A 19,494-nucleotide genomic window follows, 5' to 3' on the forward strand; every position below is an offset into this window, starting at 1 on the left:
CACCAGGTTTATATTTCATCACCCATATAAAATAACGCACATGACTATTATTATTTTACGCCACCAAAGAAAATAAAAAAATAAATGCAACACACTGATTATTAATGATTAAAAAAATTAAATCACAATTAATAAAATTTATTTCACATCTTAAGATATAACAAAGACTCATCGATTAGATTAACCCTCGACATCACAAATAACCTGGCGAATTTAGCATTCGTTCTTTCTTATGTCCGTAATCATTCATATTGCGGCGAGGCAGAAAATAACGCTGCAACCTGAAGAATAACGGATAACACGCACCGGTTTGTCGTGATCAAAAACAACATTCGGGGGATACACCATGAGCATTCTGAAGAATATGAAACTTGCCACCATGCTGGGCGCAGGTTTTGCCATCGTGCTGGTCATCAGCTTTTTCGTTTCTGGCTATGGGCAGATTCAATTACGCCAGCAAGGCAACACCATCAATACGCTGGCCAGCGACCAGTTGGAAGGGTTACTGCTGGTGCAGGAGTTGAAAGATAACCTGAACAGCATCGCGATTGTGGTACGCGAGCTGACATTATTCACCGCACCGGATCAGGTGGAACAGTACAAGCAGCAAATTAGCAAAACCATTGCACGAAATAACGAGGTGATTAAACGCATCAGCGAACTGGCGAACAGTCCCAAAGAAAAATCGCTGTTTGACGGCATCAATCAGGCTCGACCAATCAGCCTCGCGGCCACGCAAAAAGCCCTTGCACTCAGCCTGAATGGCAAGCTGGATGAAGCCAAAGCCGCCATCATCAATGAAGTCAAACCGGCGCAGGAAAATTACTTCAAAGCCATCAACGATATGGTGAGCTACCAGAAAAGCGACACCCGTAAATCAGCTGACGATGCCAGCGACGCGGCACGCACCGCGGGTATCCTGATGCTGGCGCTCACCGCCATCTCGACAGTACTGGGTATCGCGATCGCCTGGTCGATTACCCGCCGTATCAAAAAGCTGCTGGGTGGCGAACCGGCGTATGCCTCTGACATCGCACGTCAAATTGCCAACGGCAACCTGGCCATCAACGTCGAACTGCAAGCCGGGGATACCACCAGCCTGCTGGCGGCCATGGGCGACATGCGTGCCAAACTGAGCGATATCGTGCTTCAGGTACACGACAGCAGCGGCTCAATTTCCACCGGTTCCAGTGAAATCGCTATCGGCAGCAACGACCTGAGCCGCCGCACCGAAGAGCAGGCCGCCAGCGTGCAAGAAACCGCCGCGTCCATGGAACAGATTAGCCAGACTATCCGCCAGAATGGCGACACCGTGCGCGAAGCGGCCCAGCTTGCCACTGCCGCCAGCCAGACAGCCACCAAAGGCAACGATGTGGTACGCGATGTTATCGCCACCATGGGCGACATCAGCACCAGCTCTCGTAAGATTGGCGACATCATTACCGTGATTGACGGCATCGCCTTCCAGACCAACATCCTGGCGCTCAATGCCGCGGTAGAAGCGGCCCGCGCTGGTGAACAAGGACGCGGTTTTGCGGTGGTCGCTGGGGAAGTTCGCTCACTGGCGCAGCGTTCAGCATCTGCTGCCCGCGAAATTAAAGAACTCATCACCACCAGCATGGAAAAAGTGGAAAGCGGCTCTCAACTGGTGTCGCATGCCGGTGAAACCATGACGGATATCGTGACTCAGGCGCAGCATGTGGCCGATCTGATTAGCGAAATCGGCGTCACCACGCAGGAACAGGAATCCGGCATATCGCAAATCAATCAGGCCATCACCCAGTTGGATAGCGTCACCCAACAAAACGCCGCCCTGGTGGAAGAATCGACCAGCGCCGCTGAAAGCCTGAGCGAACAGGCCGGGAAGCTGGTGGAACTGATGAGTGTGTTTAACATTGCGCACAGCACGGCCACACCGTCGTCATCGCCGTCGCCGCGCCGTCAGCAACAGGCTAAGCCGGCGTTAAAAAAACCGACCTCGCTTAAACCGGCCCTGAAACCCGCACTGGCAAGCAGAAACAATAACCACGACTGGGAACAGTTCTAAGCCCGACCACACGACGAACCGCAACATCCTCCCCCAACCGCCACCTCACCGTGGCGGTTTTTTTTGTCTCCCCAACGTGCCGCGCTGTGAAAGCCCTGCGTATTAACGGGCGTTTATCTTGCTGGGGTTACCACGATGAATACCCTTCCCACGGCAATGCCATTACAAAATAGATGGCTTTATTCGAAAATACATTATGTAAATTTCATTAAGAAAATGAATCTAATTACATCAGTAACGATTTATTAAACAATAATAAAAAAATTATTACATTTATCGACAAACGCAAAAAAACCCGACATACTGCAATTCGTTCAGGAAGAGCAATCATTTTCAGGTCATTAAATACCTGAATGCACAATGTCGTACATACCTTAAGTTTAATTAGAGTTGCTAATAAATTAGCACATTAACGGTTTAATTCTCACCCGCAGGCCAGCGTTTCCCTGACGAATTTATTTCGCCAGCGGTCTTGTTATTGCCTGAAATACGCTACGGAAGCCAATATTTATACCCGAAATAATTCGGATATATATCAGGGATAAAATAAATCTTATATAAAAAAGGTGACGTTATGCGTTTTTTTAAAGACATGAAATTAGGCTCTATGTTAGGCATTGGGTTCACGATGGTTATCGCCATCGGCTTTCTGGTGGCGATTTATGGTCAACTGCAATTACGCCAGCTCGGTACAGATATTCAAACGTTATCCCAAAAGCGCATTACTAATTTGCTGTTGATACAGGAATACAAAGACAACATGAATATTGCCGCCCGGGTCATCAGGAATATTGTGTTGCTCTCTGAACCACAGCAAATGGCGGTAGAAAAACAGCGCCTTGATAATATGGCCCCCAGAAATAACGAGATTATCGCAACACTCCATAGCGCCGCGAACACCGCTGAACAAAAAGCCCTGATCGCCCAGCTTGACCAATACCGCCCGATTTATGAGGAAGCGATCAAAAAAGCGATAGAAAAAGGGCTGGCAAATAAAGACGACGAAGCCAGAGAATTTATTATCACCGATGTACGCCGCGCTCAGGATTCACTCTTTAAGGTCATCGACACCATGCTGGCGTACCAAAAAAATGCCACCGCCGTGACGGCTGACAATTCACAGTCTCAGGCTGTCAACGCTGGCGTCATCATGCTCTCGCTGGCGGTATTGATTACCCTCGTGGGTAGCATGATTGCCTGGAGTATTACCCGCCGCATTAAGGGCCAACTGGGTGGCGAACCCGCTTACGCCTCACATATTGCCCAACAGGTGGCACAGGGTGACCTGTCGGTAAATGTGATGCTCAAAGCCGACGACCAGCACAGCCTGCTGGCTGCCATGCGCGCGATGCGTGATAGCCTCAGCCATATCGTCAGTCAGGTACGCCAGAGCAGTGAATCCATCGCCACCGGTTCTCAGCAAATCGCCATGGGCAATACCGACCTAAGCAGCCGTACCGAGGAGCAGGCCGCCAGCCTGCAACAAACTGCGGCCTCAATGGAACAAATTAGCCAGACTATCCGCCAGAATGGTGAAACAGTGCGCGAAGCAGCCCAACTCGCGGCGCACGCCAGCGATACCGCCGCCAAAGGCAGTGACGTGGTAGGCAATGTTATCCGCACGATGGATGGCATCAGCGCCAGCTCGCGCAAAATCGGCGATATCATCAGTGTCATCGACAGCATCGCCTTCCAGACCAACATCCTGGCGCTGAACGCCGCGGTGGAAGCGGCCCGTGCTGGTGAGCAAGGCCGGGGCTTTGCGGTGGTGGCCGGTGAGGTGCGTTCGCTGGCGCAACGCTCTGCCTCTGCCGCCCGGGAAATCAAGGAATTGATTACCGAAAGCATGGAGCAAGTAGCAAGCGGCGCCCAACTGGTCGGCAGCGCAGGCACCACCATGGATGATATCGTGACGCAAGCGCACCGCGTCGCCCAATTAATCAAAGAGATCGGTGTGACGACCACCGAACAGGAATCTGGCATCAGTCAGATTAATCAGGCAGTCAACCAGCTCGATCAGGTCACTCAGCAGAACGCCGCACTGGTAGAGGAATCGGCCAGCGCCGCTGAAAGCCTGAGCGACCAGGCCCGCCATCTGGTGCAATTGATGAATGTGTTCGTCGTGACGGAACATCATCAGCCACATGAGCAGGTCGCGTATCGCCCCCGTAGCGATTTGCGGCTGGCGCTGACGTCACACTAACCTTGCAGCCTCACCAGGCTTACTGATAAGACCGGGGGAAGTGGACAATAGACGCCACTTCCCCTCTTATATTCTCCCCCGCCAATCCTCAGCATGGCCCCGCCGGGTTTCACACGCTTAACCCCGTGAGTGAAAGTAATATTTATCGCTTAATCAGCCACCAGCCTTTATTTCGCCGACACGCCACGTGTCATGCTGGTTAAAACAGTGCATGGATTTTGTTAAAAAGTTAATTAACTAAAAAATCATTTCGCAACTCAACGATAACAAGTTGAAATCAATTCGCTACAGGTTGTGTCGCCGGTGAGGTTACATCCACCGTCTTTACCACCGATATCCCACATCACTCGAACGGCAGGACAACACGCCTGCCACCGGAAGTATGACGGATATACGCGCTTTTGTTTCATTCCAGGGATGCAGATTCATGCATGACGGCAACACTAAAATAGAATAAGGCACACGATGCAGATACTAAAAAATATGAAGCTCGGCACTATGCTCGGATCCGGTTTTATACTGGTCATTTTGATCGGTTTTACCGTGGCCATTTTCGGGCGTAGCCAGTTGATTCATGTGGGCAATAATCTGGATTACCTGTCCAATATTCGCCTGAATAACCTGATTGCTATGCAGGAAATTAAAGATAACTTCAATTCTGCCGCCCGAATTATCAGGGAAAGCGCAATACAAACCGACGCCACGCTGCTCGCGCAGGAAAAGCGTCGCCTCGATGCACTTATCGAACGTAACAACAGCCTGCTCCGATTGCTGGATGAAAAACTGAAGCTGAAAAAGTCACGGGAATTGCTGGCACAGCTCAATCAGGCACGCCCACCTTATTCCAATACGGTACGAAAAGTCATGGAACTGAGCATGAACGGCCAGCAAGAACAGGCCCGCGCGTTAATTCTGGGTGAGCTACTGAGTACGCAGTCCACACTGTTCAACGTGATGGATACCATGATCACGGAACACAAGAATGACACGGTCGAGATGTCCCAGCATTTCATGGCGGATGCCCGCGACGCCGGTAGCCTGTTGTTGATAGTCACCGCCATCAGTGCATTGTTAGGTGTACTGGTCGCCTGGTTAATTACCCGTCAGGTGAAAGGGCAACTGGGCGGTGAGCCAGCCTATGCCTCACATATCGCCCAGCAAGTGGCACAAGGCAACCTGGCGGTAGAGGTGCAGTTACACGCCAGCCACCAGCACAGCCTGCTGGCCGCCATGCATACCATGCGCGACAACCTCAGTCACATCGTCAGTCAGGTGCGCCAGAGCAGCGAATCTATCGCCACCGGCTCGCAACAAATTGCCATCGGCAACGCAGACCTCAGCCAGCGTACCGAAGAACAGGCCGCCAGCCTGCAACAAACCGCCGCGTCGATGGAGCAGATGAGTCAGACGATTCATCAAAACGGCGAAACCGTGCGTGAAGCCGCCCTGCTGGCAACCACCGCCAGCCAGACGGCCGCCAAAGGTAGTGACGTGGTAAGCGAGGTGATTCGCACTATGCAAGAGATCACCACCAGCTCACAAAAAATCGGCGACATTATCAGCGTCATCGACAGCATCGCCTTCCAGACCAATATTCTGGCGCTAAACGCCGCAGTAGAAGCGGCCCGTGCCGGTGAACAAGGCCGGGGTTTTGCGGTGGTGGCCGGTGAGGTGCGTTCGCTGGCGCAGCGTTCTGCCTCTGCCGCCCAGGAAATTAAGGCATTGATCACCGAAAGTATGGAGAAAGTAGAAAGCGGCTCTCGCCGTGTCAGCCATGCCGGTGTCACGATGGGGGAGATTGTCTCTCAGGCGCGTCATGTTGCTGAATTAATTAATGAGATTGGGGTCACCACCGGTGAGCAGGAATCCGGTATCGGCCAGATTCATCAGGCTGTCAGCCAGCTCGACCAGGTTACCCAGCAAAACGCCGCACTGGTAGAACAGTCTGCCAGCGCGGCGGAAAGCCTGAATGCTCAGGCCAGTCATCTGGTGCAGTTGGTGAATGCGTTCGTCGTGACTGAACATCATCAGCCACATGAGCAGGTCGCGTATCGCCCCCGTAGCGATTTGCGACTGGCGCTGACGCCACACTAACCTCGCCAGATCACCTGTCTGACTGATGAGGCGTTGGGGAAGTGGAAAATAAACACCACTTCCCCCTTTATACCCACTGGGTTTACTCCTGTTAAACCGTGAGCAATATCTATTTAAATTATTAAATTTCAATCTGTTATGTGCGTGAAATATTCTTGGGTTTAAAAAATAAGATCATGATTATCCACATTAGCGCTACTTTTGAGATGCTCATTTAATTTCTTTGTTGAATTTTTTTAATGTATTATCCATCTGCATTATTAATATTTTTTTCATATTATTTACACAAGGATGGTAATCAATGTCTCATGTAATTTATCTTACGCTAGAAGGTGATCAGCAAGGGCTAATTTCTTCAGGGTGTTCAACATTAGATTCTATTGGCAATCGTTATCAGCAAGGGCATGAAAACCAAATACAGGTGTTGGGGTTAAATCATACGATAACCCGAGAGGAGAATGTTGCTCATCATCCTATACAGTTGATTAAGCCAATAGATAAGTCGTCACCTTTACTTGGTGTTTCTGTAACATCAAATGAGTCGCTCACTGCTAATTTTTTCTTTTATAGAACAAATCAGGCAGGGCAATTAGAGGTTTTTTATGAGTTAAAGCTTACCGATGCTAGAATTGTAGAGGTATCAGCGAGTTACCCTCACTCATTAAATGATAATGGTTCTTTACCCTATGAGGTCGTTATGCTCAGGTATAAAACTATAGCATGGAACCATAAAACTGCAGGTACATCAGGATATAGCATCTGGAGTGATAGTTAATCTTGTCGTTATATATTGTAAATAACTCTATTTATAGAAAGAATGCAATACGCGAACCTCAAAGAGGTTACTCAGGTAAGTGATTAGGGCGAACGAGGAAAGCCAGAGTGCCATAAATTGGAGTATTGCAGGTATAATTATATTATGTTGCGTCTTGATAAGAGCCTATCAAATTAGGCTCTTATAATTTCCTTTCCTATTTACTAGTCAAGCCTTCGCCCTTTTTCTTTGAAAATAGGTTTGTCACCCTTGTCTGTTTTTTTATAGACATCAAGGAACCATATGCTCTCATCATAATTTTCCTCTTCTGGCGAGGGGGTGAGTGTATAGGTGTATGAACCATTTATAAATATATATCCTCTGAAGTCTTTTGATGGCCCAACATTTAATGTCTTACCTTTTATATTTAATTCGCTTTTGTTTTTTTTATTAATTGAATGGTATGTTATGTCGTCACATTCAATATCATTCTGAGAACATTTTCCGTAAGATAAGTAAATATCATATATCTCTCCCCTGAAAAAAGGATGTGGAGAGTTTTGCTCTTGAGCTAGCGTACTGAATGTAACAATCGCTAACATTATAGATATGATTTTCTTTTTCATAGTTTTATATAAATACCTTTATGATATACATTTAATTCGCTTCTTCTCCTGTTAATTAATCCTCGCATCTGATGCCCTTGAGATATAGTATATCTCATCCATGCATTATCTATGTTCTCTGATGATTCACCATTAATTATTTTCAGAACAGTTGAATAATACAGTCCTCTTTGATGCTGGCTGTCTTTAGTTCCGATATTAAAAGAAAACATAACTAATGCATCAAATTCATTTTGGGTGACATCTACTTTAACGAAATCTCTAACTGCGGCGATGAATCTTCTAATATCTTGGTTAAATAATATATCTGCATCTGAAAAGTCTATTCCTTGTTTATACTTCTCAAACTCACTTTCACGAATTAAATGTCCGTAACCTATTGTCGCTCCTACTTTCCAATATTCAGTATCTCTTCCTGTTTGATCGTCATAAGGTTTTGTTTTTAGTACTTCATATTGCTTCATCAAATTAATGCATTGGAAACTTGGCGACATAAGGGATGCTCTTTTTCTTTCACCATTAGGGTTTGTCGCAGTAGAGCCATGAGGGGTAGGTAAAGATTCTGTATTCGAGGTTGACGTTAGACTTTCTATTGTTTTACCTCCCGGATTTATCATTCCATCAGGAAGTAAATGAAATTTCTTCTGGTATTCAATAATTGCTCTTTTAGTATTCCTCCCACATATACCATCTACTCGTAAATGCGGGAATCCATTCTTCTTCAATATTTCTTGTACAAGAGTGACATCATTTCTTTTATTCATGCCACGAAGACCGACGGATGATTCAATAGTACTCATATCATGTCCTTATGAAAAAGCATTCCAGTTCGGTTATCCGAAGGAATAAATTTATATCATAATTAAAATGTAAGAACATTAATTTTTTATAAATAAACTTAATGTGTTAATGGTCCTGATGGGCTTCGTTGAATAAACAAATTTCGGGGTATAGAAAAACCGGTTCCCTCCCTCTCAGGCAATCCTCACACTGTCTGGCATATCCTGCAATGTCATGATGGCTCGACCAGTCACGATAACCACGGCATCAGCAGCGGTTAACCACCTATCTGGGGAGAAGGAGACTGGCCCGACTCCCCGAATCATGATGTGGTGTGACATTCAGACCTGCACATCTATCGAGACATTACCCGCAGGGCCGACGGACAGATCGGCGCTGAGGTCCGCTCCCCCTCCCGTCATGCTCATCGACTGCACCGTTTTTTCGATATCGGCAATAGATTGATTGATAGCTCTAATCTGTTTCTGGGCTTCTTTATCGTCATGTCGGCTGGCATTTTTCGCCATCGCGAGTAACGATTTCAGCTCGCGAACGGCATCCTGTACCGACTTCGCATCCGCCCGATGCTGCGGCGAACCTGCGCTGCGCTCGATAAACGCGGCGGCTACGTCCTGCCACTGCTTCGCTTCCTGTGCAGAAGCATCGCCCTCACCACTTTTTGTCGCCGATGACGTACCCGCGGCGTGCTCCCCCAGAGCCGCCGATTCAGCAGAGGCACTGTCACCAGCGGTAGAGGTGGAGGAAGTAGAGGAAGTAGCCGTGGCGGCGGACAACGCAGCAGCGCCACCGCTTTCTGCTGCCACACCGGACTGATTTTCCCCACCCGCCGTGTCAGTAGCCGCCCCGCCGCTGCCTCCGCTCAATGTTTTCGCCGCCTGTCCCAGCTCGGCGGCCAACTGGCGCATTTCGCGCAGTACACCTGGGGGCACCGACTGGCCAGCCAGCGACATCAACATCATCTTCAGCATCTGGATGCGCCGTTTGATTTGTTCAATGCGCCCGCGCGCCAGGTCCTGGTCGGCACTGTTGAGTTTGCTCATCCTGGCGCGCATGGTGGCATCAATGCGTTTACGAACCTCGTCGCTGAATTGCACCATCACCGACGCCAGCGATGGCTGCTCGCGGGATGTCTCCGTTTCCGTGCTGGTTTGCGCCGTACTGGCGTCACTATCGGTCCTGACATTCTGCACGGCTGTACCTGTGGCAGAACGGTTGAAAGAAAGTGGAGAAGTCATTCGAAGTCCTATGCAGCGCCGGTCATCACCCATCAGCAAAAATGAAGCATAAGGTGCCATTCGCACCATTGGGCCACACTTTTCTGACATATATTGAAACATAACGGCACCACGCCCACAGTCTTTAGCGCATAAGCACCTTCATACCGCATCGCGGTAAGGAAAGAGTGACGCGCGTTACCCGCCACACAGAGTATCGGTGCTGCAAGACCAGCAGCCAGCATGAAAAACAGCAAAAAATATGGCATAAATAACAATGCATTACGCCAACTCATTCACGATGAAATAACTCAATATAAAATAATCACCTCAACGAAATTTAATTAAAAAAATAAATATTACGCCTTATAGACAAACCCCCATTTTGCTTCCATATTGATATTGTCGGCCTAATAAATATTACCACGGAAGACATCATCTGCCGGACTGGCATCAACCAACGAAATATGCTGCTCAATTTTCTTTCTATGCACCTGCCGACAGTGTCATAGCCCAACGCCAGATAATAGAACTTCGCTGGATAAAGCGGTATTGCGATATTTTATTGAAAATACGCCGCACCGATAACTTTATACAAAAACATAAAATAACTGAGCCCACCTAATGGACTGAGAAGGCCCACTATTTGTATTTTCCAGCAATAGGTCTCGCACTGGAAGTACATGGAAAAATGCAGTTGCACTACGTTATGGCAGGTATATCAGTCGGTCAGCTATCATGACAAGGTGATGATATTCCTTATTTTCTGGCACTCGCTCTTTGCATCACTCATGTGAACGAAGACATTGACACACAGGCACGGAATATATGGACAGATTGAAACACATGAAACTTAACACGATGATTGGCGCCGGTTTTGCTGTCGTTATTATTATCGGATTTCTCGTCGCTACATTCGGTAAAATACAATTACGAGAATTAAGCTCAGATATTCAGTTACTTTCCCAAAACCGCATCGTTAAATTACTGCTCATACAATCCTATAAGGATAATATGATCGTCGTAACTAATTCCGTGCGCAATATGGTTATGCTAACCGATGTCACCAAGATGAGTCAGGAGAGAAAGAAAATCGATGAGAGTGTGGAAAAAAATGCAGCGATCATCACTAAATTAAAAGCAATGTCCAGTGATTCAACGGGTCAGCGCTTGATAGCTCATCTGGCTGATGTCCGTCCCGACGCGGTCGCCGCACTGAGCAAAGCCATCGCACTGGCGCAATCTAATCGTAATGAGGAAGCCCGCAATGTCATCCTCAACGAAATGCAACCGGCGCAGGACAAGCTGATTGCGGCGATTGATGAGATCGTCACCTATCAGAAAACCGCCACCACCGATCTGGCTGATGATGCTGAAAATCTGTCAGACAGTGCCGGTAATACCATGTTTACTCTGGCGATCGTTGCCATGCTGATCGGCGCGCTGATCTCCTGGTTGATTACCCGTCATGTGAAAGGCACCCTCGGGGGTGAACCGGCAGAAGCCGCGCGTATTGCCCGGCAAATCGCACAAGGCAACCTGTCACTGGCGATACCGCTACAGGCAAACGACACTCACAGTCTATTGGCTGCCCTTGAGATGATGCGCCGCAGCCTGAGCCACATCGTCGATCAGGTGCGCCAGAGTAGCTATGCGATAGCGATGGGAACCAGCGAAATCGCCAGCGGAACCAACGATCTCAGCCAGCGTACCGAAGAACAGGCCGCCAGCCTGCAACAAACCGCCGCGTCCATGGAGCAAATCAGCAACGCGGTCAGCCATAACGTAGAAATCGTCCATCACGTGACTGAACTTGCCAACAATGCCAACAGTACCGCCGGTAAAGGCAATGACGTGGTCAACAATGTCATCAGCGTGATGAACGACATCAACAGCAGTTCCCAGAAGATTGTCGATATTATCCAGCTAATTGACAGCATTGCTTTTCAGACCAATATCCTGGCGCTTAATGCCGGGGTAGAAGCCGCCCGCGCCGGGGAAGAAGGGAAAGGGTTCGCTGTGGTCGCCAGTGAAGTGCGCTCGCTGGCACAGCACGCCGCCAGCGCGGCGCACGACATCAAAACCCTGATTACGGAGAGTGTACAAAAAATCGAAACCGGGGCCGACCTGGTTAACCATGCAGGCAGCACCATGAGCGATATCCTGCAACAGACCAAACAGGTTGCCGAACTGATCGGTGAGATCGGTCTTTCGACCAGTGAACAGCAACTGGGGATCTCGCAAATCAACACCGCGGTGGCGCAGTTGGATCAGGTCACCCACCAAAATGCGGCACTGGTAGAGGAATCCGCCACCGCGACCGATAGCCTAAACCATCAGGCGGCCCATCTGGTGGACGTGATCAAAGTGTTTGTGGTGGAAGAGACGATTTCACGCAAACGGCTGGATATGAACGACCCGGTCACTATTGCCGATACCCCCATCGACCACCGTCTGATTATGCATTGATACCGTGATGCACACAGTAATACATAGAAGTAATCCTATACAGAGGGGACGTGTGGCACGTCCCCCTTGTGGTGTGACCGGTCTTACCCTATCCGGCCAACGATGAGAGATGACGGGAGCACCGCCAACCGGGAGTTTTATCAGAAATGCGGCTCAATCTGCGGCAGCTCACGGTCTAAAATCTCAATCATGCCATCACGTACTGGATCACTTCCGGTACTCACCCAGGCCACCGCCAGCGGCAGCCCCTGACATGATGACGTCCCCTGATGCCGAATGGGAATAAACCTCACATTCGGCACCGACATACGAGAGACCCAACGCGGCATGATAGCCCCCCCGACACCCGCCGCAACCATATTGATAATGGTCTGCTTTTCATTGGCTTTTTGCACCACATTCGGCTTGAGCCGCGCTTCACTAAACAGATTCATGGTCACATCATGGCTATGAGGTCGCGCACGCCGGTCAGGCACGATTAACGGCAAGGTCGCCAGATCATGAATCCCGACATCCTGATGCTCTGCCAACTCATGGTGTTCCTCGATAGCGAGTACGACATTCTCATTCAGTAAAAAACGCATAGTTAGCCAGGGAGCCCAACGTTCCGGTGGACGAATAAAAATCAGATCCAAACTCCCGGTTTTCAGCCTGGGTAACAGACGGGAGGATTTATCCTCATGAATCTGCACATCCACCTGTGGATACGCCTGACGAAAGAAGTGCAACAGATGCGGAATCAAGCCAATGGCGGCACTATCAATCGCCCCAATGCGTAAAATACTGGAGTTTGCACGCCCCTGAGAACGAAAGCGGAGCGCCAGCGCATCCGCATCCGCCACCAGCTTTCTGCTTTCCTCCAGCAGCGTCTGCCCGTCCTGCGTCAACGCCACACTGCGCGTCGAGCGAATAAACAGTCTGGTGCCAAGGCACTCCTCCAGCAAACGAATATGACGCCCGAGCGCGGAAGGCAACATATCCAGCCGCTGGGCGGCATGACCGAAATGTAGCGTTTCAGCCACCGCAATAAAACAGCGCAGTTGGTTAAGTTCCATGCTCCTCCTCTGGCGATTATGTGAAAAATTTGAATAAATCATAACGCTGTTTTTTTATGAACAACACGGAAGCGGGAGACTATTGTGCTATAGCTGATCTTTATCACAGAAATAAGTAGTCAGTTTTCAGCTATTCGGTGATGCTATTTTTTAAAATCAGTAAAAATGGCGAAACACATCACAATAAAAATCAATTAATATTGATCACGATCATTTTTATCCTTCCAGAACTTATCTACTGCTGAATTATACGAATTATTTATATAAATGCAGGTGGATGATCAAGCTCGCCCCTGACTGCATAGTGACACCGCTTGTTTATATAACAGCCACCGTCTTGCCCGAGGTTATTTCTTCTTACCCTGTTTTATTAATCTGGAACGCAAAATGAAAAAAGACATTGAGCGAGAAACTCTCAAAAAAATAACCTGGCGAATAGTGCCTTTTGTGATGTTCGCTTATTTTATCGCTTTCTTTGATCGTATTAATATTGGCTTTGCCGCACTGACCATGAACCAGGACCTGGGCTTTTCCTCTACCGTATTTGGAATTGGCGCAGGCATGTTTTTTATTGGTTATTTTTTTACTGATGTTCCCTCGAATATCATTCTGCAAAAAGTCGGCCCGCGTATCTGGCTGGCACGTATCATGATCAGTTGGGGGATTGTCGCCGCCTGTATGATATCGGTAAAAACCGTGACCGGTTTTTATATTCTGCGCTTTTTCCTCGGTGTGGCAGAAGCCGGGTTCTTCTCCGGCATCATTCTTTATCTCAGTACCTGGTTCCCCTCCAAACGTCGGGCGCAGGTGATTGCCTTTTTCATGGCCGCCGCGCCCATTTCCTCCATGCTGGGTTCACCGCTGGCAGGCACCATTCTCAGTTTTCACGGTGTAATGGGGTTAACCGGCTGGCAGTTCATGTTTTTAATGGATTCCGCCGCGGCGATTTTACTGGGTATTTTCACTTTCTTTTATCTGAATGATAAACCGGAAAAAAACACCTGGTTAAATCAGGAACAGACACAATGGCTGACCGCTACGCTGCAAGAAGAAAAAGCCGCCAGAAGCAGTGACACTAAAACCAGCGCACTGAAAGGGTTGACGGATATTCGCGTCTTAACGCTGGCACTGGTTTATTTCGGTACCTCCGCTGGACTGTATTCATTAAATATCTGGTCCCCACAATTTATTAAATCCTTCGGCTTAAGCACCCTGCAAATCGGCTTTATTAATGCCATTCCGGCTGCGATTGCGGTCGTCACCATGATTTTCTGGGCTCGACATTCAGACGCTACCCGTGAACGCACCTGGCATGTGGTCAGCGCCTGTGTGCTGGCAAGCCTCGGTTTCGTGCTGGCCGGTTCCGTGCATTCACTGGGTCTTGCCATGTTGGCACTGGTATTGGCGAGCATCGGCATTTACTCCTGCAAACCACCGTTGTGGAGCATCCCATCGCTGTTTTTGTCTGGCCCGGCAGCAGCCGCAGGGCTGGCCGCGATTAACTCTATCGGTAATTTGGGCGGCTTTTTCGGCCCGGCGGTCATCGGCTGGCTAAAAGAGAAAACCGGTGATTTCTCACTCGCACTCTATGCCATTGCCGGTTTGCTACTGCTGTCTGCCCTGCTGACGCTGCTCATCGAAGTCAGCCGTAAGCGTAAGGTCATGAAAACGTCGATGGCCTGATGCCGTCGCACCTTTACCACATTTTTAGAGGCCTGCTCGATGGGGCCCTTACACCCGGAGGTTACTGTGAATACTGAATCCATATCGGAACTGATTGATGTCATGACTCGCTTTACCGGCTATGTCGGCAAACGACTCCCGACCGATGTCATTAAAAAACTCGACGAGTTGCGTGCAAAAGAAGACAGCCCGCTGGCTAAAGTGGTCTATGACTCGATGTTTGAAAACCAGAAACGGGCGGATGAACTTGACCGCCCCTGTTGTCAGGACACCGGCGTTATTCAGTACTTTATTACGGTAGGTGCACGCTTCCCGTTTATTGGCGATCTGGAGCACGTATTGCAGCAAGCGACGCTGGAAGCCACCAAAAAAGCGCCGCTGCGCCACAACGCGGTAGAAACGTTTATTGAGAAAAATACCGGCACCAACACCGGTTCCCGTATTCCCTGGCTGGATTGGGAAATTATTCCTGATGACGACCACTGCACCATCGACGTGTATATGGCCGGTGGCGGCTGCTCATTACCGGGTGCCGCCAAAGTGCTGATGCCGGGCCAGGGCTACGAAGGCGTTAACCAGTTTGTGTTTGACGTGATTACCTCTTACGGCGTGAACGCCTGCCCACCGCTGCTGGTCGGCGTGGGTGTGTCCACTTCAGTGGAAACCGCCGCCCGGCTATCGAAGAAAGCCATTCTGCGCCCGGTTGACTCTTCGCACCCGAACGCCGATGCCGCCAAAATGGAAAAACTACTTGAAGACGGCCTGAATCAGGTCGGGTTGGGGCCGCAGGGGCTGGGTGGTGCCTCATCGGTAATGGGGGTCAACATTGAGTCCTCTGCCCGTCACCCCTCCACTATCGGGGTGGCCGTTTCTACCGGTTGCTGGGCACACCGTCGCGGCGCTATCCGTTTCAATGCCGACTTATCCTATGAAATCCTGTCTCACGAAGGTGCCGTATTATGAAAAAAATCCTGACCACACCCATCAAAGATGAAGATTTGGCGGACCTGAACATTGGCGACGTGGTGTACCTGACGGGCACCTTAGTCACCTGCCGCGATGTCGCACATCGCCGACTGATTGAGCTGGGGCGTGAATTGCCGGTTGACCTCAAAGGTGGTGCCATCCTCCATGCAGGCCCGATTGTGGTGGAAAAAGAGGACGGCAGCTTCGACATGATCTCCATCGGCCCGACCACCAGTATGCGCATGGAGAAATTCGAAAAAGAGTTCATCGAACAAACCGGCGTGAAGCTGATTGTCGGCAAAGGCGGCATGGGGCCGAACACCGAAGCCGGTTGCCAGCAATTCAAGGCGGTACACGCGGTGTTCCCTGGTGGCTGTGCGGTGCTGGCCGCCACCTGTGTCGAGGAAATCGAAGATGCCCAATGGCGCGATCTGGGGATGCCGGAAACACTGTGGGTTAACCGGGTGAAGGTCTTCGGTCCGTTGATCATCTCGATCGACACGCACGGCAACAACCTGTTTGAGCAAAATAAGGCGACCTATAACGATCGCAAAGTGCCGATCATCGCCGACATCAACGAACAGATCCGCTTTATCAAATAACAACCCCCACCGGCTGGCGATGCGCGATAAACCTGAGCACATCGCCCCGGTGTTTAGCAATGGAACACACGTATGAAACTGGCGAGTTTTATCAACCCGCAAAGCGGTGCGAAAACCTTCGGTATCGTCAACGACAACGGGCTTATCGACCTCGGCCGCCGCCTGTCCGGTCGCTTTAGCGATCTGGCTGCGGTATTACGCGCAAATGCGCTGGCGAACTTACCCCATACTGCTGGGGCTGATTTTTATCTCGATGAAGTCACCTATCTCCCGGTCATCGAAAGGCCATCAAAAATCCTGTGCGTCGGCATGAATTACATGGAAAAACGCATCGAGTTTGAACAAACCACGGATGCGCCCACCCTGTTTATCCGTTTTGCCGACACCCTGAGCGGCCATCGGCAACCCCTACTCAAACCGCAATCCACCAACGAATTTGATTACGAAGGCGAGCTTGCAGTGATTATCGGCAAACATGCCGACAACGTCAGCCGGGAGACGGCATTATCGGTGGTGGCGGGTTACAGTTGCTTTATGGATGGCTCAGTACGCGATATGCAGTACACCTGGTTCACTTCCGGTAAGAACTGGCGTCACACCGGCGGTTTTGGCCCCTGGCTGGTGACTAGCGATGAGATTGGCGACCCGCAACAGCTGGGCATCAGCACCTACCTGAATGGCAATCGGGTGCAGCATGACCACACCGGCAATATGGTGCGTTCCGTTGCAGAACTGATTGAGTACATTTCCCGGTTTACGCCGTTGTCACCCGGCGATGTGATTATCACGGGTTCACCGGGTGGCGTAGGCAAAAAACGCACACCGCCGCTATTCATGCACGAAGGTGATGTGGTGGAGGTGGAAATCAGTGGCATTGGCCGATTGGTTAATCGCATCTCGACGCCGCAACCTGCACAGAACCCCCAGGTATTGCGCCCGGAACCGTATACTGTCTGAACAACCGCTGCCGGACGGCAGCGGTCATCATCGATTGAGGTATCCGTTTACAACGCACGGCGCAGACGTGCCACCGCTTCATGCATCTGCTCTTCAGTCGCGGTAGCGAACGACAAACGCAGCGTGGAGTGGTCCGGTTTATCGGCAAAGAAGAACTCGCCGGGCACGAACACCACGCCTTGCTCCAGCGTTTTCTGCAGCCAGGCGGTGGTATCAAACGGCTGACGGAAACGCGCCCACAGGAACATACCGCCTTTGGGCTGGTTGAAGCTAATCACATCGCCCAGCTCATGCGCCATCAATTCAGACAACAGTTCGCCTTTGCGACGATAAGCCTGACGGATGGTATCGATCTGTGCAGGTAAGCGCCCACTTCCCAGATAAAACTCCACGATAGTTTGGGATAATGAGCTGGCATGCAGGTCGGCGGCCTGTTTGATAATCGCCACGTTATGCAGCAGCCATTCCGGCAGAATCGCCCAGCCTAAACGCAGCCCCGGTGCCAGAATTTTGGAAAACGACGAGGTATACACCACGCGGTCGGCATGACCGGCTTCTTTCGCCAATTGGTAAATCGTGGCATGGCGTTCCTCGGTGAAACGCAACTCGCCATACGGGTCGTCTTCTACGATCAGGAAATCGTGACGGGCCGCCAGCGCCACCAGTTGACGGCGACGGTCTGCGCTCAGGGTAACGCCGCTCGGGTTGCCGAAGTTCGGCACCAGATAGACACCTTTGATACGCGTGGTTTCGAGCAGTGCGGCCAGCTCATCCACCACCATGCCGTTTTCGTCAGACGACACCGACATCACCTGTGCTTCTGCCAGTTGCAGCGTTTGCAGTGCCGCCAGATAGGTCGGGCGCTCCACCACAAAGATATCCTGCGGGTTGGCGGTGGCACGCATCACCAGATCCAGCGCCTGCTGGGAACCGGCCGTCACCACAATGTCCTGCGCCTGCGTTTGTACGCCACGCAGCGCACACAGCTCAGCGATACGCTCACGCAACAACGGGCTGCCTTCGGTCAGGCCATACTGAAACGCCGATTTTGGCTGCTCGGTAATCGCCTGTTGAGTCGCTTCATTCAGTCCCTGGAAATCAAATAACGCATCAGAAGGAATGCCGCCCGCCAACGAAATCACGCCGTCCATTTTGCTGTGCTTGAGCAATTCACGAATCGCGGAGCTTTTCAGGCGCGCCATGCGCTGCGCCAGTAACCCATCCGTTGACATGTTAAATCTCACTTATTTTTTTAAAAAGATGGTAGAAAAGCGGGCCGGTAAAACCCGGCCCGATGAGGTGTCTCACGTGAGCAGTAATTTAACCACCAAGGTAGGCAGAACGCACGGCTTCGTTAGCTAACAAAGCATCACCGGTGTCTTCCAACACCACACGGCCGTTTTCCAGCACATAGCCGCGGTCCGCCAAACGCAGCGCCTGATTGGCATTCTGCTCCACCAGGAAGATGGTCATGCCTTCTTCGCGCAACTGCTGGATGGTGTCGAAAATCTGCAAAATGATGATCGGTGCCAGCCCCAACGAGGGTTCGTCCAGCAACAACAAACGCGGCTGGCTCATCAGCGCACGGCCGATAGCCAACATTTGCTGTTCGCCGCCGGACATGGTCCCGGCACGCTGGGCGCGACGCTCAAACAACCGTGGAAACAGGTCGTACACGCGTGCAATACGCTCCTGATACTGTTCACGGCTGGCGAAGAACCCGCCCATCGCCAGATTCTCTTCTACCGTCATGCGGGAAAACACCCGACGGCCTTCCGGCACGATAGCGATGGCTTCACGCATAATGCGCGCCGTCTGCCAGTCGGTAATGTCTTTGCCGTCGAACACGATAGACCCTTGCGAGGCACGCGGCTCGCCGCACAGTGTGCCCAACAGGGTGGTTTTACCCGCACCGTTGGCGCCAATCAGCGTCACGATCTCACCCTGATTGATATGCAGGCTGACCTGATGCAACGCCTGAATTTTGCCGTAGTGCGCAGAAACCTGATTCAATGACAACATA

Annotated in this window: 15 protein-coding genes; 9 read left to right on the forward strand and 6 right to left on the reverse strand. The window is 50.4% G+C overall.

Annotated features, from left to right (window positions below; translation table 11 throughout):
- Positions 1 to 346 precede the first annotated feature (346 nt).
- The 4 genes from DZE2538_RS18995 to DZE2538_RS20575 all read left to right on the forward strand — a co-directional run bounded on the left by DZE2538_RS18995 (position 347) and on the right by DZE2538_RS20575 (position 7,119).
- Positions 347 to 2,047 carry a methyl-accepting chemotaxis protein gene (locus tag DZE2538_RS18995; RefSeq protein ID WP_019845383.1) on the forward strand — a complete coding sequence of 567 codons (1,701 nt, stop codon included), beginning with the start codon at positions 347 to 349 and terminating at the stop codon, positions 2,045 to 2,047.
- Positions 2,048 to 2,621: 574 nt separating this feature from the next.
- Positions 2,622 to 4,250: a methyl-accepting chemotaxis protein gene (locus DZE2538_RS19000; RefSeq protein ID WP_038917000.1), complete on the forward strand. Its 1,629-nt coding sequence runs from the start codon at positions 2,622 to 2,624 to the stop codon at positions 4,248 to 4,250.
- A 465-nt stretch (positions 4,251 to 4,715) separates the two neighbouring features.
- On the forward strand, positions 4,716 to 6,344 hold the full coding sequence (locus DZE2538_RS19005; RefSeq protein ID WP_038917001.1) for a methyl-accepting chemotaxis protein: 1,629 nt from the start codon (positions 4,716 to 4,718) through the stop codon (positions 6,342 to 6,344).
- 301 nt (positions 6,345 to 6,645) lie between these two features.
- Entirely contained in the window at positions 6,646 to 7,119 is a 474-nt protein-coding gene (locus tag DZE2538_RS20575) for an Hcp family type VI secretion system effector (RefSeq protein ID WP_019845381.1), read from the forward strand.
- A gap of 203 nt (positions 7,120 to 7,322) precedes the next feature.
- Here the strand turns inward: DZE2538_RS20575 and DZE2538_RS19010 are convergent, their stop codons facing one another.
- The 3 genes from DZE2538_RS19010 to DZE2538_RS19020 form a co-directional block, all read right to left on the reverse strand.
- Positions 7,323 to 7,724, reverse strand: a complete 402-nt coding sequence (locus DZE2538_RS19010; protein WP_038917002.1) for a hypothetical protein — start codon at positions 7,722 to 7,724, stop codon at positions 7,323 to 7,325.
- A complete protein-coding gene (locus tag DZE2538_RS19015) occupies positions 7,721 to 8,524 on the reverse strand; it encodes a glycoside hydrolase family protein (RefSeq protein ID WP_038917003.1) in 804 nt (267 codons plus the stop codon). The genes DZE2538_RS19010 and DZE2538_RS19015 overlap by 4 nt, the downstream gene beginning before the upstream one ends.
- Before the next feature lie 321 nt (positions 8,525 to 8,845).
- Positions 8,846 to 9,715 (reverse strand): cell envelope biogenesis protein TolA, encoded by an 870-nt coding sequence (locus tag DZE2538_RS19020; protein ID WP_236616981.1) that lies wholly within the window; start codon positions 9,713 to 9,715, stop codon positions 8,846 to 8,848.
- Between the two features lie 852 nt (positions 9,716 to 10,567).
- Between DZE2538_RS19020 and DZE2538_RS19025 the strand changes: the two genes are divergently transcribed.
- Entirely contained in the window at positions 10,568 to 12,208 is a 1,641-nt protein-coding gene (locus DZE2538_RS19025; protein WP_038917005.1) for a methyl-accepting chemotaxis protein, read from the forward strand.
- 140 nt (positions 12,209 to 12,348) lie between these two features.
- Here the strand turns inward: DZE2538_RS19025 and DZE2538_RS19030 are convergent, their stop codons facing one another.
- A complete protein-coding gene (locus DZE2538_RS19030; RefSeq protein WP_038917006.1) occupies positions 12,349 to 13,263 on the reverse strand; it encodes a LysR family transcriptional regulator in 915 nt (304 codons plus the stop codon).
- A 387-nt stretch (positions 13,264 to 13,650) separates the two neighbouring features.
- Here DZE2538_RS19030 and DZE2538_RS19035 point away from each other — a divergent pair, with 387 nt between their 5' ends.
- From DZE2538_RS19035 to DZE2538_RS19050, 4 genes are all read left to right on the forward strand, one after another.
- Entirely contained in the window at positions 13,651 to 14,946 is a 1,296-nt protein-coding gene (locus tag DZE2538_RS19035) for an MFS transporter (protein ID WP_019845375.1), read from the forward strand.
- Between the two features lie 39 nt (positions 14,947 to 14,985).
- Positions 14,986 to 15,909, forward strand: a complete 924-nt coding sequence (ttdA, locus tag DZE2538_RS19040) for a L(+)-tartrate dehydratase subunit alpha (RefSeq protein WP_071595866.1) — start codon at positions 14,986 to 14,988, stop codon at positions 15,907 to 15,909.
- On the forward strand, positions 15,903 to 16,514 hold the full coding sequence (gene ttdB / locus DZE2538_RS19045; RefSeq protein ID WP_199770348.1) for a L(+)-tartrate dehydratase subunit beta: 612 nt from the start codon (positions 15,903 to 15,905) through the stop codon (positions 16,512 to 16,514). The genes ttdA and ttdB overlap by 7 nt, the downstream gene beginning before the upstream one ends.
- Before the next feature lie 72 nt (positions 16,515 to 16,586).
- Positions 16,587 to 17,471, forward strand: a complete 885-nt coding sequence (locus tag DZE2538_RS19050; RefSeq protein WP_019845372.1) for a fumarylacetoacetate hydrolase family protein — start codon at positions 16,587 to 16,589, stop codon at positions 17,469 to 17,471.
- A 47-nt stretch (positions 17,472 to 17,518) separates the two neighbouring features.
- Here DZE2538_RS19050 and DZE2538_RS19055 read toward each other — a convergent pair whose 3' ends face one another.
- Together DZE2538_RS19055 and livF are read right to left on the reverse strand one after the other, a co-directional pair.
- Entirely contained in the window at positions 17,519 to 18,703 is a 1,185-nt protein-coding gene (locus tag DZE2538_RS19055; protein WP_012886627.1) for an aminotransferase-like domain-containing protein, read from the reverse strand.
- Positions 18,704 to 18,791: 88 nt separating this feature from the next.
- Entirely contained in the window at positions 18,792 to 19,493 is a 702-nt protein-coding gene (gene livF / locus DZE2538_RS20980) for a high-affinity branched-chain amino acid ABC transporter ATP-binding protein LivF (RefSeq protein ID WP_016942790.1), read from the reverse strand.
- Between the last annotated feature and the right edge of the window lies 1 nt (position 19,494).

It is taken from the genome of Dickeya zeae NCPPB 2538 (assembly GCF_000406165.1).
Taxonomy (GTDB): Bacteria; Pseudomonadota; Gammaproteobacteria; order Enterobacterales; family Enterobacteriaceae; genus Dickeya; species Dickeya zeae.

Bases quoted from the DNA above. Each gene is read 5' to 3' on its own strand.
- DZE2538_RS18995 (WP_019845383.1), top strand. From the start codon at position 347: ATGAGCATTCTGAAGAATATGAAACTTGCCACCATGCTGGGCGCAGGT.
- DZE2538_RS19030 (WP_038917006.1), bottom strand. From the start codon at position 13,263: ATGGAACTTAACCAACTGCGCTGTTTTATTGCGGTGGCTGAAACGCTA.
- DZE2538_RS19050 (WP_019845372.1), top strand. From the start codon at position 16,587: ATGAAACTGGCGAGTTTTATCAACCCGCAAAGCGGTGCGAAAACCTTC.
- DZE2538_RS19005 (WP_038917001.1), top strand. From the start codon at position 4,716: ATGCAGATACTAAAAAATATGAAGCTCGGCACTATGCTCGGATCCGGT.
- livF (WP_016942790.1), bottom strand. From the start codon at position 19,493: ATGTTGTCATTGAATCAGGTTTCTGCGCACTACGGCAAAATTCAGGCG.
- DZE2538_RS19010 (WP_038917002.1), bottom strand. From the start codon at position 7,724: ATGAAAAAGAAAATCATATCTATAATGTTAGCGATTGTTACATTCAGT.
- DZE2538_RS19035 (WP_019845375.1), top strand. From the start codon at position 13,651: ATGAAAAAAGACATTGAGCGAGAAACTCTCAAAAAAATAACCTGGCGA.
- DZE2538_RS20575 (WP_019845381.1), top strand. From the start codon at position 6,646: ATGTCTCATGTAATTTATCTTACGCTAGAAGGTGATCAGCAAGGGCTA.
- ttdA (WP_071595866.1), top strand. From the start codon at position 14,986: ATGGGGCCCTTACACCCGGAGGTTACTGTGAATACTGAATCCATATCG.
- DZE2538_RS19025 (WP_038917005.1), top strand. From the start codon at position 10,568: ATGGACAGATTGAAACACATGAAACTTAACACGATGATTGGCGCCGGT.
- DZE2538_RS19000 (WP_038917000.1), top strand. From the start codon at position 2,622: ATGCGTTTTTTTAAAGACATGAAATTAGGCTCTATGTTAGGCATTGGG.
- DZE2538_RS19055 (WP_012886627.1), bottom strand. From the start codon at position 18,703: ATGTCAACGGATGGGTTACTGGCGCAGCGCATGGCGCGCCTGAAAAGC.
- DZE2538_RS19015 (WP_038917003.1), bottom strand. From the start codon at position 8,524: ATGAGTACTATTGAATCATCCGTCGGTCTTCGTGGCATGAATAAAAGA.